The organism is Pelagibacterium flavum, assembly GCF_025854335.1.
GTDB classification, from domain to species: Bacteria; Pseudomonadota; Alphaproteobacteria; order Rhizobiales; family Devosiaceae; genus Pelagibacterium; species Pelagibacterium flavum.
In genome coordinates, this window is record NZ_CP107716.1 from 110,503 (window position 1) to 123,688 (window position 13,186).

Here is a 13,186-nt window from a genome sequence, read left to right on the forward strand (position 1 = left end):
CTATATATATGCAAACGCGCCCTGCAAACCAGTTTGCAGTGGCATTATTGTGATCGAGAGGTTTGGCCGACATGGTGTTGCGTGCCGGCGGGCCTTCTCAAACGAGCAGGAGATCGCTCCGCGTGGGACGTTTCATTCTTCTTGGATTTTTGCTGTTGCCGTTTCTCGAGATCGCCGGATTCATCTGGGTGGGGGGACAGATCGGTATCCTTTCGACCCTCGGCGCCATTGTCCTGACGGCGGTGGCCGGTATCTTCATTGTGCGCTGGCAGGGGCTGGGCATGGTGATGGACAGCAGGGCCATGATGGCGCGGGGTGAAATGCCCCAACGCCAGTTCGCCGAAATGATGATGATCGCCGCGGCCGGCCTGTTTCTGCTGATTCCGGGTTTCATCACCGACGCCGTCGGATTCGCGCTGCTCATTCCGCCTGTCCGGCACTGGCTTTACGGGCTGATGAGCCGGAACATGGTGGTGGTGACCACCTATAGGCCCTCCCAACCTGGCCCGGCATACAAATCGATCGAGCTTGACGACGACGACTACCGCTAAGCCGTTTTGCGCTCCTTTGCGCCAAACCTTGTGAGCAGCACGCAAAAGTGCTAGCCAGACCGCGAAATTTGCGGTCCTTGCCGGGCCGCTCTGGCTAACCAGAGATAGGGACATATTGGCCAATGGCTGAAGACAACACAAACAACGACGCGGCCGCCTCCAGCCCGGAAGGAACTGCACCCGCTTTCGGCATCGTGGGACAGTATGTGCGCGACCTGAGCTTTGAAAACCCCAACGCACCGGCCTCTCTGGTGCCTGGTCAGGTCAATCCCGGCTCCAACGTCAACATTAACGTTCAGGTCAAAAAGCAGGGCGACGATGTCTATGCGGTGGAAATCGGCCTTAACGTCAAGACCGAACGCGAAGGTACAGTGCTCTATGCGGTCGAGTTGGTCTATGGCGGTCTTTTCCGCACCCGCAACATTCCGGAAAACCAGCTCGGCGCCCTCTTGATGGTGGAAGCGCCGCGGCTGATTTTCCCCTTCGCGCGCCAGGTGCTCGCCTCGACCATTCAGTCAGGCGGTTTTCCGCCGCTGCTGCTTGAGCCGGTCGACTTTCTGGCCCTTTATCGCCGCAACCTTGCGGCCGCGGCCGAAAAGAACAAGACCGAAGGCACAGCCAACGCCACCGAAGTCAAGCCGACGGTCAATTGACCATCCCGGCAGCCCAAACGGAAAAGCCCCGGTTCTCCGGGGCTTTTTTATTTCTCGGCAGTCGGCAGGGGCTTATTCCGCTTCGATTTCCAGCGTCTCGTATTTCAGCCAAAGCGCTGTTTCGCCCATCTGGGCGATAAAGCCGGCATGGGCCCGTTTTTCCTGCGCCGTCAGGCGAGGCGGCAGGGGCGTTGGGCGCGAGCGAGCGGGGGGCCGGGTTCCGGTACCCCGGATGGAAATTTCGGCCTCGGCGGATAGCGCCAGCGCCACCTGACGGCCGCCGATCAACTCAAGATAGACTTCGGCCAGAATTTCACTGTCAAGCAGCGCGCCGTGCAGCGCCCGACGGGAATTGTCTATGCCGTAATGCTTGCAGAGCGCGTCGAGGCTGACGCGGGCGCCGGGGTGAATCTTGCGGGCCAGCATGACGGTGTCAATGACACCGTTTGTGAGGCGCGGGCGCCCTGTCCATTCGAGCTCGGCGTTCAAGAACCCCATGTCGAAGGGCGCGTTGTGAATGATCAGGGTGTCATCGCCGATAAATTCGGCAAAGTCGTTGGCCACTTCGGCGAATTTGGGCTTGTCGCGCAAGAATTCTTCCGACAGCCCGTGCACGCGAAACGCCTCTTCGGGCATGTCGCGTTCGGGATTGATATAAACGTGATAGTGGCGCCCGGTCGGGATGTGATTGATCAGCTCGACGCAGCCGATTTCCACCAGCCTGTCGCCATTTGCCGCTGAAAGCCCCGTGGTTTCGGTGTCGAGAACGATTTCGCGCAAAAGACTCATTGCGCGGCCTCTTTGCGCAGCGCCTCGATCACGGCATCGGTGCGGGCCATCGTATCGTCCATGGTACCTGAAGTGTCGATCGTGTAATCGGCCCGTGCCCGCTTTTCATCCTGGGTCAGTTGACGCGACAAGATGAAATCGAGCTTTTCATTGCTCATTCCCGGTCGGGCCAGAACCCGCTGGCGCTGGATTTGCGGATCGCAATAGGTGGTAACGGCCTTGTCGATGGAATATTTGGCCCCGGTTTCAAAAAACAACGGGATCTCCACGATCGCCAATCGGTTGCCTTCCGCTTCGGCCTTGTCCATAAAATCAATCGCCTTTTCGCGCACGAGAGGATGGATCACCTCCTCGAGCTCGGATATCCGCTCGGGCTCTGCCGCAATTGCCGCACTTAAGGCTTTGCGATCGACAACGCCCTGGCTCACCGTACCGGGAAAAAGTGTTTCAACAAGAGCGGCGGCCTCCCCGGCATAGAGCTCGTGCACGGCCTCGTCAGCCGAATAGGTGGGGAAACCGAGCTCGGCAAAGCGCGCGAGCACCGTCGATTTTCCAGTGGCGATGGAACCGGTGAGCACAACGCGCAGCATATTTCCCTCGAATACTCGTTACTGCCCAAGCGCGGCCAGAACGCGGTTTCTGAGCCCTTCGGTGACGGCAGGCTCGACGCCAAACCATGCCTTAAAGCCCGGCACTGCCTGATAGAGCAACATACCCAGCCCGTCCACAATGGCAAACCCCTCGGCGCGCGCCTGGGCCAGAAGCGGGGTAATGAGCGGTGTATAAACGATGTCGGTGACCACAGCTCCCGGCGCGAGGCGCGACAGCTCGAGCCCTTCGAACCGCGTGCCTTTCATACCGACCGAGCTTGTGTTGACCAGAAGACCCGATCCCTCCGTCCGCGAGGCCATATCGTGCAGAGCGCCAGGCACAATCGTGGGGCCGAATTCGGCGGCCAAAGCCTCGGCCCGCTCCAGCGTCCGGTTTATGAGATCGATGCGCGGTACGCCTCTGTCGATCAGCCCGGCCAGAATTGCCCGCGATGCCCCGCCCGCGCCAATAACGAGTGCGGATTCTAGTCCCTTGTCCCAACCGGGGGAGGCGGCATCGAGATTGGCAAGGAACCCCACATAATCGGTGTTGGAGCCCGATATCGTGCCGTTATCGACCACCAGCGTGTTGACCGCGCCGATCTTTGCGGCCAGCGGGTCGATCTCCTCGATCAGGCCCATCACCTCTTCCTTGTGCGGAATGGTGACATTGCCGCCCACGAACGCGCCATCGCGCAGTCGGGCAACGAACGCAGCCAGATCGTCCGGCGCGACGTCTATCGCCTCATAGCTTGCATCAAGCTCGTGCTCGGCAATCCAGCTTTGGTGGATCAGCGGCGATTTGGAATGGGCGATCGGGTGTCCGATGACGAAGGCTTTTTTCATGAACCGGGCTCGAAGACTTTCGGGGCGTGCTGTTCGAGGGCCGCCAGAAGGGGGAGCAGCGGCAGGCCCAGAATGGTGAAATAGTCGCCCTCGATCCGCTCGAAAAGCCGGATGGAGGGGCCTTCGAGCCGGTAGGCGGCGACAGAATCCAGGATCGCTTCGCCTTCCAGATCGAGAACACGATCCAGCGTCTTGCGATCGAACGGCCTGAAGGTCAGAACGGCGGTCTCGACGGCGCTCCAGACAATCTGACCGTTGCGGGCCAGCGCGACACCTGAATGGAGCTCATGCGATTTGCCCGCCATGCTCATCAGCCGCGTGGCGGCATCGTCGCGGTCGATGGGCTTGTGCAGACCCCGGCCTTCAAAGGCAATCGTCTGATCGGCGCCGATCACCATGGCACTGGGCGCTGTGGTGCTGACGGCGAGGGCCTTGGCCTCAGCCAGGCGCCGCGCGAGACCTTTCCGATTCTCACCTTCGGTCAAGGCAGCTTGTTCGATTTCGCGCTCGTTTACGTCCGCGCTTGCGAGGGAAAACTGCAACCCCGCGTTTTGAAGAAGGCTTTTCCGCGTTGTGCTTTTCGAGGCAAGGATCAGCATAGACGGGCCTTTGGCGTTGGGGACCGCACGAGCTTTTCCACATGCGTGGCCACAGTTAAAGCCCATTTCCGATCTGGACAGATCACGGGCCGAGTTTTCCCCAAACGCCGATATTGGGTTAACAGCTCGTAAACTGGGGACGGTTCTGTGCACCTGGGGACAAGAGCGTGGAAAACCTGCCGATCTGGGCGGCGCGTAGCGTTAATCTTTCATTAAGGATTTGCACAGGGCAGACCTTAACGAAACGTTAATGACACGGGCCGCCGCACCCTTTCATTCCCACTTTTCCAGAAGCGTTCGCTGCCGAGCATGCCGCGCGAAACTGACGCAAGCCGATTTGGAGGGGTGCGGTTGTGGGCTGGAAACAATTGGTGCAAAACACAGCTATAAAGAAAAAGAAGACTCTTTAAGACTTAGATTCCTTCAAAGACCCAAGAGCCCCAAAATTGCTTTCGCCCTCACCTAAGCTGCGCTCCGGAAAACCGCTTCTCGATACGGCGCTGGGGATGCGCCAGGAGCGTCCCCCAATCTGGATCATGCGTCAGGCCGGACGCTATCTTCCCGAATACCGGGAGGTGCGGGAGAAAGCGGGCAGCTTTCTCGATCTTTGCTATTCGCCTGCCCTGGCCACCGAAGTGACGCTGCAGCCGCTGCGACGGTTCGATCTCGATGCGGCAATCTTGTTTTCCGACATTCTGGTCATCCCTCACGCGCTGGGCCAGAACGTGCGCTTTGCGCCGGGAGAAGGGCCGATCCTCGATCCGATCGATGAGAACAGCCTTGCAACGCTCAAGCCTGAAAAGGCTCTGGATAATCTCGACAAGGTTCTCGAGGCTCTCGACAGGATCAAACTGGCTTTGGGCGAGAACAAGACCCTGATCGGGTTTTGTGGCGCGCCCTGGACCGTTGCAACCTACATGATCGGCGGACGTGGTTCGCCCGACCAGGCGGCCGCGCGTCTCTTTGCGCTTGAGCATCCTGAGACCTTTGCAGCGCTGATCGATATCCTTGTCGAGGTTTCAGCCCAGTATCTGGTTGCCCAGTTTCGCGCTGGAGCGGACATGGTGCAGATTTTTGAAAGCTGGGCGCTTAACCTGGACGAAGACGCCTTCCGCAGCCATGTGATCGAGCCCAATCGGCGTATCGTCGAGCGCGTGCGCAGCTTCATCCCCGACGCTCCGATCACGGGCTTTCCGCGTGGCGCAGCCGGAATGCTGGCCGAGTATGCGGAAAAAACCAAAGTCAGTGTCCTGGGTCTCGATTTTGCCACCCCTCTGGCTTTTGCATCATCGAATCTGCCAAAGACACTTCCCGTGCAGGGCAATCTCGATCCCTTGCGGCTGGTTGCCGGCGGCAAGCAGATGGAAGACCGCGCAGAGGAAATCATCGAAGGGTTTTCCGATCGCCCGCATATCTTCAATCTGGGGCATGGGATCGTGCCGCAGACGCCGATCGCTCATGTTTCGCGGCTTGTCGATATCGTCCATGGGCGCTAAGCAAGTTTGGAGGCTTGGGAGAGTTTGATGCTGGAATGGGTCAAGGCATTGCATGTGATTTCGGTCATCGCCTGGATGGCCGGGATGCTTTATCTGCCGCGCCTGTTCGTTTATCACGCAGATGCCGAAAAGGGGTCGGTCCAGTCAGAGACCTTCAAGGTTATGGAACGCCGGCTCTATCGCGCCATCATGACCCCGGCGATGATCGCTACCTGGGTTTTCGGGCTCTGGATGATCCATCTTTACGGGCTGGGAATTTTTGCCATGGGGTGGATCTGGGTGAAGCTGGCGTTCGTTATCGCCCTTTCCGGATTTCACGGTTTTCTGGGCAAGACCCTGCGGGCCTTTGCCGGCGACGAGAACGCGCGGCCGGCCAAATTTTTTCGGGCCATCAACGAAATTCCCACGGTCATGATGATCGTCATCGTCGTCATGGTGATTGTTAAGCCATTCTAGGCTCGGGTTGTGCTTGCAATGAGCGCATTGAATGGTTTATGAGAAGCGTGCAACTCACCCATTCGCGGTGAGATGGGCGGCAAATTGCTCCGCCCCGCTTCTCCCTCCTTTTTTAAGTTTATCCCGACCATCCCCCTAAGAAGGCTGATCATGGAATTCATGAAGCTCAGGGACCTCAAGGCCAAATCACCGGCCGAGTTGCAGTCCTTTGCCGAAGAGCTCGACGTCGAAAATGCCAATACACTGCGCAAGCAGGAATTGATGTTCGCCATTCTCAAGCAATTGGCGACCCGCGATGTGGAAATAACCGGCGAAGGCGTTGTCGAGGTCCTGCCTGATGGTTTCGGCTTCCTGCGCTCTCCAGATGCCAATTACCTGCCGGGCCCTGACGACATCTACGTCAGCCCCTCCCAGATCCGCCGCTTTGGCTTGCGCACCGGCGACACGGTCGAGGGCCAGATCCGCTCTCCCAAGGAAGGCGAGCGCTATTTCGCGCTGCTCAAGGTCAATACCATCAATTTCGAGGATCCCGAACGGGTCCGCCACAAGATCAATTTCGACAATCTCACCCCGCTCTATCCCGATGAGCGGCTGAACATGGAACTTGCCGATCCCACCACCAAGGATCGATCGGCCCGGGTCATCGATCTCGTTGCGCCGCTCGGCAAAGGCCAGCGCGCCCTGATCGTTGCTCCGCCGCGTACCGGTAAGACTGTATTGTTGCAAAATATTGCACAATCTATCGCGACCAATCATCCCGAATGCTATCTAATCGTGCTTCTGATCGACGAACGGCCAGAGGAAGTGACCGACATGCAGCGCTCGGTGAAGGGCGAGGTTATCTCCTCGACCTTTGACGAACCGGCATCACGGCACGTCCAAGTAGCTGAAATGGTTATCGAAAAGGCCAAGCGCCTTGTGGAGCACAAGCGCGATGTGGTGATTCTGCTCGATTCGATCACCCGTCTGGGCCGCGCCTACAACACGGTTGTCCCGTCCTCGGGCAAGGTGTTGACCGGTGGTGTCGATGCAAATGCCCTGCAGCGCCCAAAGCGCTTTTTCGGTGCGGCGCGCAATATCGAAGACGGCGGCTCGCTGACCATCATTTCGACCGCCCTGATCGATACCGGAAGCCGTATGGACGAAGTGATCTTTGAAGAGTTCAAGGGCACGGGCAATTCGGAAATCGTTCTCGATCGCAAGGTCTCCGACAAGCGTGTGTTCCCGGCGATCGACGTCACCAAATCGGGCACCCGCAAGGAAGAATTGCTGGTCGAGCCCGATGTCCTGCGCAAGATGTATGTGCTGCGGCGCATTCTCAACCCGATGGGGACTGTCGACGCCATGGAGTTCCTGCTTGATAAATTGCGGCAGACCAAAACCAATGCCGAATTCTTCGAGTCGATGAACACTTAGGATTTTCGCCAGCCCAGGCTACATATTTGAGGCCGCGCGTGGCGTTGACACGGCGCGGCCTCGCTGCATTCTGAACTCGGACGATTGTGATGCAGACCAGTACAACCATTGCCGCGCTGTCCACGGGCAGCCTGCCGTCTGGCGTTGCCGTCATCAGGTTGTCCGGACCGAAAGCCTTTGCGGCCGTGCGTGCTCTTTGTGGCACTCTGCCGGTGCCCCGAATGCTGACGCTGACGACTTTGCGCCATCCGGGAACCGGGGACGCGCTGGACCAGGGTCTCCTCGCGGTGTTTCCCGGACCCAATTCCTTTACCGGCGAGGATTGCGCCGAGCTCCAGGTTCATGGCTCCCCGGCGGGCGTAAAGGCCATTCTTTCTGCTCTGACGGGCCATTGCGAGGTTGAACTGGCCGGCGCTGGCGATTTCACCCGCAGGGCCTTTGAAAACGGCAAGCTCGACCTGACTGCGGTCGAAGGTCTTGGCGATCTGCTGGAAGCTGAAACCGAATCTCAGCGCCGCCAGGCGTTGTCGCGGCTCGACGGTGGTCTTGCGGATCAGGTCATGGTCTGGCGCGCACTGCTGCTCGATGCCCGGGCGGAGATCGAAGCACGGCTCGACTTTTCCGACGAGGACGATGTTCCGTTCGCGCTGCCGGCCCGTTTTATCGTTGATCTACAAGAGCTTGTCGGCAAGCTCAAGGACGCGCTGGATAGCTACCAACGCGGTCGCATTGTCCGCGAGGGCTTTCGCATCGTCCTTGCCGGCGCTCCCAATGCGGGAAAGTCGAGCCTGCTCAACCGCCTGGCCGGTTCGGATCTGGCGATTGTTACTGCTGAAGCGGGTACGACGCGGGACACCAAGGACGTCGCCATCGATCTCGGGGGCCAACTGGTTACGCTGACCGATACTGCCGGGCTGCGCGAGACCGACAGCCTGGCTGAGGGAGAAGGAATTAAGCGAGCCAGACGCGCCATGGAGAGCGCCGATCTTGTTCTTTGGCTGATCTCCCCTGATGCTGAAACGACACCGGACGCCGCGCCGGATGTTCCTCTGTGGCGACTGGGCACCAAATCCGATCTTGGGCCCACCACGGGTCCGATCGATCTATCGCTTTCAGTCATGACCGGCGAGGGCGTCCCGGCCTTGCTAAAAAGGCTCGAAAGCCATATTGAAGGCCGCCTTGGCGCGAGCGAAACGAGCCTTGTGAGCCATCTTCGGGATAAGAAGGCGCTTGAACGAGCGATCCTGAGTGTCAAGACGGCGCTTGATCGGATCGAACAGCCCGAATTATGCGCCGAGGATTTGCGCCGTGCCGCAGATATTTTGGCCGGCCTGATTGGCCTTATGGACAATGAAGCGGTATTGGACAGACTGTTTGCCGGGTTCTGTATCGGGAAGTGATTCACGTGAAACACGGACCGCGCCTATTAGAGCGATTCACGTGAAACACAACGATATGCGATCAAAAACGGATTCACGTGAAACATCATCGAGACTGCAATCATGAGTGACTATGGCGTCATCATTGTCGGCGGAGGACATGCGGGAGCGGAAGCCGCTGCCGCTTCGGCCCGCCTTGGCGTAGCAACTGCCCTGGTCACCCATCGTTTCGCGACGATTGGCGAGATGAGCTGCAATCCGGCAATTGGTGGATTGGGCAAGGGCCATCTGGTGCGTGAAATCGATGCCCTCGATGGCGTCATGGGCCGGATCGCCGACAGGGGCGGCATCCAGTTCCGCGTCCTCAATCGGCGCAAGGGGCCCGCAGTGCGTGGTCCGCGGGCGCAGCAGGACCGCAAGCTCTATCGCGAGGCGATGCAGGCGGAGCTTTCCGGCACGCCCAATCTGGACATCATCGAAGGCGAAGTCGACGATCTTCTTGTGACCGACGGTGTGGTCAGTGGCGTCGTGCTGCTCGATGGACGTCAGATCTCAACCAGGGCCGTGGTCCTGACCACCGGCACATTCCTGCGTGGTCTCATCCATCGCGGCGAGGAGACCATTCCGGCGGGCAGGGCAGGGGAAAGACCGGTACTTGGCCTCTCAGTCCGTCTGGAGGAGCTCGGGCTCAAGCTGGGCCGGCTCAAGACGGGTACGCCTCCGCGGCTTGATGCCCAGTCGATCAATTTTTCCGCGCTATCAGAGCAACTCGGCGACGAACCGCCCGAGCCGTTATCGGCGCTCACAGACGTCATAACGACGCGCCAGATTTCGTGCTTTGAAACCCGCACTACGCCCGAAGCACATCAGATCATTGCTGATAATCTTTCAAAATCAGCGATGTATTCGGGTCGCATCCAATCGCGGGGGCCGCGCTATTGCCCTTCGATCGAAGACAAGATCGTCCGGTTTGCCGACAAGGACAGCCATCTGGTCTTCCTTGAGCCCGAGGGGCTCGACGATCCGACCATTTATCCAAACGGTCTTTCCACGTCTCTCCCGGCCGATGTGCAGCTGCAATTTCTGCAAGCGATGCCCGGTCTTGAGAACGTGGCCATCAAGCGTCCGGGTTACGCCATCGAGTACGATCATGTCGATCCGCGCGAGCTGGCGCCCAGCCTGATGTTGCGCGCTCTGCCGGGGCTCTACCTCGCCGGTCAGATCAACGGCACGACGGGCTATGAAGAGGCCGCCGCGCAGGGGCTTCTGGCCGGGGCCAATGCGGCCCTGGCTGCGCTTGGCCGGGCACCCCTGATTCTGTCGCGCACCAATTCCTATCTCGGCGTGATGATCGACGATCTGATTTCCCGAGGCGTAACTGAGCCCTACCGGATGTTCACCTCGCGTGCCGAATTCCGCTTGCAGCTTCGGGTCGACAATGCCGACCAGCGGCTTACACAGCTTGGGATCGATATCGGCCTGGTGGGTGAGGAGCGAGAGCAGCATTTCCTCGCCCGTACGGCGCGACTGGATGGAGCCAAGGCGCTTTTGCATTCCCTATGGGTAACTCCGACCGAGGCTCGCAAAGTCGGCGTGAACGTCAATGCCGATGGCGTGCGGCGCACAGCCTTTGAACTCATGAGCTATCCAACCACCACACGGCAGGATCTTGAAGCTGTGTGGCCCGAGATTTCGGACATAGAAACAAAGACTTATGAGCAAGTGACCATAGACGCGCAATATGCTGTGTATCTCGAGCGCCAGCAGGCCGATGTCGAGGCCGTCAAGCGTGATGAAGCACGGGAAATCCCCACCTGGCTGGACTACAGTCTGTTGCCCGGGCTTTCCAATGAAATGAAGCAGAAGCTAATCGCCGCTCGTCCGCAGACCATCGCTCAGGCTCAACGCATCGAAGGCGTAACTCCTGCGGCCCTCACGCTGGTCCTGGCCGTTATCCGTCGCGGCCGCATCGACCGGAAGGCGTCATGACAGGCGATTCGGGCCGTATCGCGGATCTGGAGCGGGTCGGCGCGGCGACATTTGGCAATGCGGAGGTCATTTCCGCTCAACTCCATAGGTTCTCGGATCATCTCCTGCGCTGGCAGAAGGTTCAGAATCTGGTTTCACGTGAAACACCGGGAGATTTGTGGACGCGCCATATCCTTGATTCGCTTCAGATTTTGCCGTCGATCAGCCCATTTTCCGGGCATCTGCGCATCCTCGATATCGGCAGTGGCGGCGGATTTCCGGCGATTCCTCTAGCCATCGCGCTGCAGGGGACGGATTTTTCCATGCATCTGATCGAGTCCAACACACGAAAATGTGCGTTTCTACGCGCCACGGCACGCGAATTCGATCTTCCGATCACCGTTCACACCGCCAGAATCGAGACGGTGGCGCCTGAAACCATAGGTTCCGTCGATCTTTTTACGTCTCGAGCCCTGGCGCCTTTGCCGCTGCTTTTGAGCTATATCCACCGTTTTTGGGGTCCGGAAAGCCGTGCTGTTCTGCATAAAGGGCGCGAAAATGGGGAAGAACTGAAATCAGCGGATTCAGATTGGGTTTACGATGTGTTAAAGCATCAAAGTGCGACGGACAAAGACGGCGTTCTGCTCGAGATATCCCATCTGCGGCCTCGCACCTAACCTAAGTGTTTGAAACCATGATGGTTTCGGAGGTCAGATGCATCCGCGTATCATAACTCTCGCTAATCAGAAGGGCGGCGTCGGCAAAACAACGACGGCGATCAATTTGGCAACTGCCCTTGCGGCCATTGGTGAGCAGGTTCTCATCGTCGATCTCGATCCTCAGGGCAATGCGTCCACGGGCCTCGGCCTTGGGCGTCAGCAGCGTGAGCGCTCGTCCTACGATCTGCTGCTCAATGAATCGACGGTCAAGGATGCGGCGGTCCGCACCAATGTGCCCAATGTGGCGATCGTGCCTTCGACCATGGATCTGTTGGGTGTTGAGCTGATGATCGCGGCTGAGCGTGATCGCGCGTTCCGCCTGAAGTCGGCGCTCGACAATGTGGCCGAAGTGACTATTGACGGCAAGCCGATCACCTATGTGCTGATTGACTGCCCACCGTCCCTCAATCTGCTCACCATAAACGCGCTGACGGCCGCGGACGCGGTTCTCGTGCCGCTGCAATGCGAGTTCTTTGCGCTGGAGGGTTTGAGTCAACTGCTTCAGACCATTGAGCAAATTCGCTCGACGCTCAATCCGCGCCTGTCGATCCAGGGCGTTGTGATGACTATGTTCGACAAGCGAAACAATCTGTCCGAGCAGGTGCTCAGCGACGTGCGCGAGCATATGGGAACGCTGGTCTATGATACGGTCATACCGCGTAATGTGCGGCTGTCCGAAGCGCCCAGCTATGGCAAGCCGGCATTGCTGTATGATCTTAAATGCGCCGGAAGTCAGGCCTATCTTCGATTGGCCACCGAAGTGATCAAGCGTGAACGCCAGTTGCGGGCGGCCTGATGGAGAAGACCATGAACGATAAACCCACTCGCCTCGGCCGCGGCCTCGCCGCCCTCATCGGAGACATGCAGCCGCTGGAAGCCGCGCCGCGCCAAGCGGAAACGACCGGTACGCGTCGTCTGCCGGTGGAATTCATCATCGCCAGCCGCGCCAATCCGCGCAAGGATTTCGACGCAGAGCTGCTCGAAGACCTGACCAATTCGATTCGCGAAAAGGGCGTCATGCAGCCGCTCCTGGTACGCCCAAGCGATCAGGGCCCCGATGTCTTTGAAATCATTGCCGGCGAGCGCCGGTGGCGGGCCGCTCAGAGGGCAGGGCTGCATGAGGTTCCGGTCATTATCCGTGAGGTCGATGACAAGGAAGCTCTTGAGCTGGCTATTATCGAAAACGTTCAGCGCGCCGATCTCAATCCGCTTGAAGAAGCGCAAGGCTATGGCCAGCTGATCGAACAGTTCGATTACACCCAGAACGATCTTGCCCATGTCATCGGCAAGTCCCGTTCACATGTTGCCAATACGCTTCGGTTGCTCAGATTGCCCGACGAGGTGCAAGGCATGCTGGAGCGTGGCGAATTGACCGCCGGGCACGCACGGACGCTGATTACATCTGACGATCCGCTCGCTTTGGCTCGACGGATTGTCGATTCGGGTCTTTCGGTGCGTGAAGCCGAAGCGTTGCATCAAAAGGGCGCTGAGGCGCGCCGGCCGCTGCCGATCGGCGAAAAGCGCGGGCCGTCAAAGGATGCGGATACGTTGGCGCTCGAAAAACAATTGTCAGATGCTTTGGGATTGTCGGTCACGCTCGAACATAAGGAGCGCGGCGGGAAGCTTGAAATCCGGTACAAAACCCTTGAGCAGCTCGATGGCATCTGTGCACGTTTGCTGCCTCATTAGGGCGAGTTGCACGTGAAACATCGTGCTAAGTGGTT

The 13,186-nt window shown here is 58.9% G+C and carries 14 protein-coding genes; 10 read left to right on the forward strand and 4 right to left on the reverse strand.

Annotation, left to right across the window (positions count from 1 at the left end):
- The first annotated feature begins 122 nt into the window (after positions 1–122).
- Entirely contained in the window at positions 123–551 is a 429-nt protein-coding gene (locus OF122_RS00555) for an FxsA family protein (protein WP_264225951.1), read from the forward strand.
- Positions 552–673: 122 nt separating this feature from the next.
- Complete coding sequence (secB, locus tag OF122_RS00560) at positions 674–1,204, forward strand: protein-export chaperone SecB (RefSeq protein WP_264225952.1); 531 nt, start codon at positions 674–676, stop codon at positions 1,202–1,204.
- Positions 1,205–1,276: 72 nt separating this feature from the next.
- Here the strand turns inward: secB and dnaQ are convergent, their stop codons facing one another.
- The 4 genes from dnaQ to OF122_RS00580 are packed head-to-tail and all read right to left on the reverse strand — an operon-like array spanning position 1,277 to position 4,094.
- Positions 1,277–1,984 carry a DNA polymerase III subunit epsilon gene (dnaQ, locus tag OF122_RS00565; protein WP_264227720.1) on the reverse strand — a complete coding sequence of 236 codons (708 nt, stop codon included), beginning with the start codon at positions 1,982–1,984 and terminating at the stop codon, positions 1,277–1,279.
- A 5-nt stretch (positions 1,985–1,989) separates the two neighbouring features.
- The gene (coaE, locus tag OF122_RS00570; RefSeq protein ID WP_264225953.1) at positions 1,990–2,583 is read right to left on the reverse strand and encodes a dephospho-CoA kinase; all 594 of its coding nucleotides are present in this window, start codon (positions 2,581–2,583) and stop codon (positions 1,990–1,992) included.
- Between the two features lie 18 nt (positions 2,584–2,601).
- Positions 2,602–3,429 carry a shikimate dehydrogenase gene (locus tag OF122_RS00575; RefSeq protein WP_264225954.1) on the reverse strand — a complete coding sequence of 276 codons (828 nt, stop codon included), beginning with the start codon at positions 3,427–3,429 and terminating at the stop codon, positions 2,602–2,604.
- Positions 3,426–4,094 (reverse strand): Maf family protein, encoded by a 669-nt coding sequence (locus tag OF122_RS00580; protein ID WP_264225955.1) that lies wholly within the window; start codon positions 4,092–4,094, stop codon positions 3,426–3,428. The genes OF122_RS00575 and OF122_RS00580 overlap by 4 nt, the downstream gene beginning before the upstream one ends.
- Positions 4,095–4,495: 401 nt before the next feature.
- On the opposite strand from OF122_RS00580, the gene hemE reads away from it, so the two are divergent.
- From hemE to OF122_RS00620, 8 genes are all read left to right on the forward strand, one after another.
- Positions 4,496–5,524: a uroporphyrinogen decarboxylase gene (hemE, locus tag OF122_RS00585; protein WP_264227721.1), complete on the forward strand. Its 1,029-nt coding sequence runs from the start codon at positions 4,496–4,498 to the stop codon at positions 5,522–5,524.
- 27 nt (positions 5,525–5,551) lie between these two features.
- Positions 5,552–5,980 carry a protoporphyrinogen oxidase HemJ gene (gene hemJ / locus OF122_RS00590; RefSeq protein ID WP_264225956.1) on the forward strand — a complete coding sequence of 143 codons (429 nt, stop codon included), beginning with the start codon at positions 5,552–5,554 and terminating at the stop codon, positions 5,978–5,980.
- A 150-nt stretch (positions 5,981–6,130) separates the two neighbouring features.
- Positions 6,131–7,396 carry a transcription termination factor Rho gene (gene rho, locus OF122_RS00595; RefSeq protein WP_264225957.1) on the forward strand — a complete coding sequence of 422 codons (1,266 nt, stop codon included), beginning with the start codon at positions 6,131–6,133 and terminating at the stop codon, positions 7,394–7,396.
- A gap of 89 nt (positions 7,397–7,485) precedes the next feature.
- Entirely contained in the window at positions 7,486–8,796 is a 1,311-nt protein-coding gene (gene mnmE / locus OF122_RS00600; protein ID WP_264225958.1) for a tRNA uridine-5-carboxymethylaminomethyl(34) synthesis GTPase MnmE, read from the forward strand.
- A 102-nt stretch (positions 8,797–8,898) separates the two neighbouring features.
- Positions 8,899–10,764 (forward strand): tRNA uridine-5-carboxymethylaminomethyl(34) synthesis enzyme MnmG, encoded by a 1,866-nt coding sequence (gene mnmG / locus OF122_RS00605; RefSeq protein WP_264225959.1) that lies wholly within the window; start codon positions 8,899–8,901, stop codon positions 10,762–10,764.
- A complete protein-coding gene (gene rsmG / locus OF122_RS00610; protein WP_264225960.1) occupies positions 10,761–11,420 on the forward strand; it encodes a 16S rRNA (guanine(527)-N(7))-methyltransferase RsmG in 660 nt (219 codons plus the stop codon). Before mnmG ends, rsmG begins: the two co-directional genes overlap by 4 nt.
- Before the next feature lie 37 nt (positions 11,421–11,457).
- Positions 11,458–12,258 (forward strand): ParA family protein, encoded by an 801-nt coding sequence (locus OF122_RS00615; RefSeq protein WP_264225961.1) that lies wholly within the window; start codon positions 11,458–11,460, stop codon positions 12,256–12,258.
- A gap of 11 nt (positions 12,259–12,269) precedes the next feature.
- A complete protein-coding gene (locus OF122_RS00620; protein ID WP_264225962.1) occupies positions 12,270–13,151 on the forward strand; it encodes a ParB/RepB/Spo0J family partition protein in 882 nt (293 codons plus the stop codon).
- Positions 13,152–13,186 lie beyond the last annotated feature (35 nt).

Excerpts from the sequence above, each read along its gene's own strand:
- mnmG (WP_264225959.1), top strand. The coding sequence starts at position 8,899 with ATGAGTGACTATGGCGTCATCATTGTCGGCGGAGGACATGCGGGAGCG.
- coaE (WP_264225953.1), bottom strand. The coding sequence starts at position 2,583 with ATGCTGCGCGTTGTGCTCACCGGTTCCATCGCCACTGGAAAATCGACG.
- OF122_RS00620 (WP_264225962.1), top strand. The coding sequence starts at position 12,270 with ATGAACGATAAACCCACTCGCCTCGGCCGCGGCCTCGCCGCCCTCATC.
- rho (WP_264225957.1), top strand. The coding sequence starts at position 6,131 with ATGGAATTCATGAAGCTCAGGGACCTCAAGGCCAAATCACCGGCCGAG.
- OF122_RS00615 (WP_264225961.1), top strand. The coding sequence starts at position 11,458 with ATGCATCCGCGTATCATAACTCTCGCTAATCAGAAGGGCGGCGTCGGC.
- OF122_RS00580 (WP_264225955.1), bottom strand. The coding sequence starts at position 4,094 with ATGGGCTTTAACTGTGGCCACGCATGTGGAAAAGCTCGTGCGGTCCCC.
- rsmG (WP_264225960.1), top strand. The coding sequence starts at position 10,761 with ATGACAGGCGATTCGGGCCGTATCGCGGATCTGGAGCGGGTCGGCGCG.
- secB (WP_264225952.1), top strand. The coding sequence starts at position 674 with ATGGCTGAAGACAACACAAACAACGACGCGGCCGCCTCCAGCCCGGAA.
- mnmE (WP_264225958.1), top strand. The coding sequence starts at position 7,486 with ATGCAGACCAGTACAACCATTGCCGCGCTGTCCACGGGCAGCCTGCCG.
- hemJ (WP_264225956.1), top strand. The coding sequence starts at position 5,552 with ATGCTGGAATGGGTCAAGGCATTGCATGTGATTTCGGTCATCGCCTGG.
- OF122_RS00575 (WP_264225954.1), bottom strand. The coding sequence starts at position 3,429 with ATGAAAAAAGCCTTCGTCATCGGACACCCGATCGCCCATTCCAAATCG.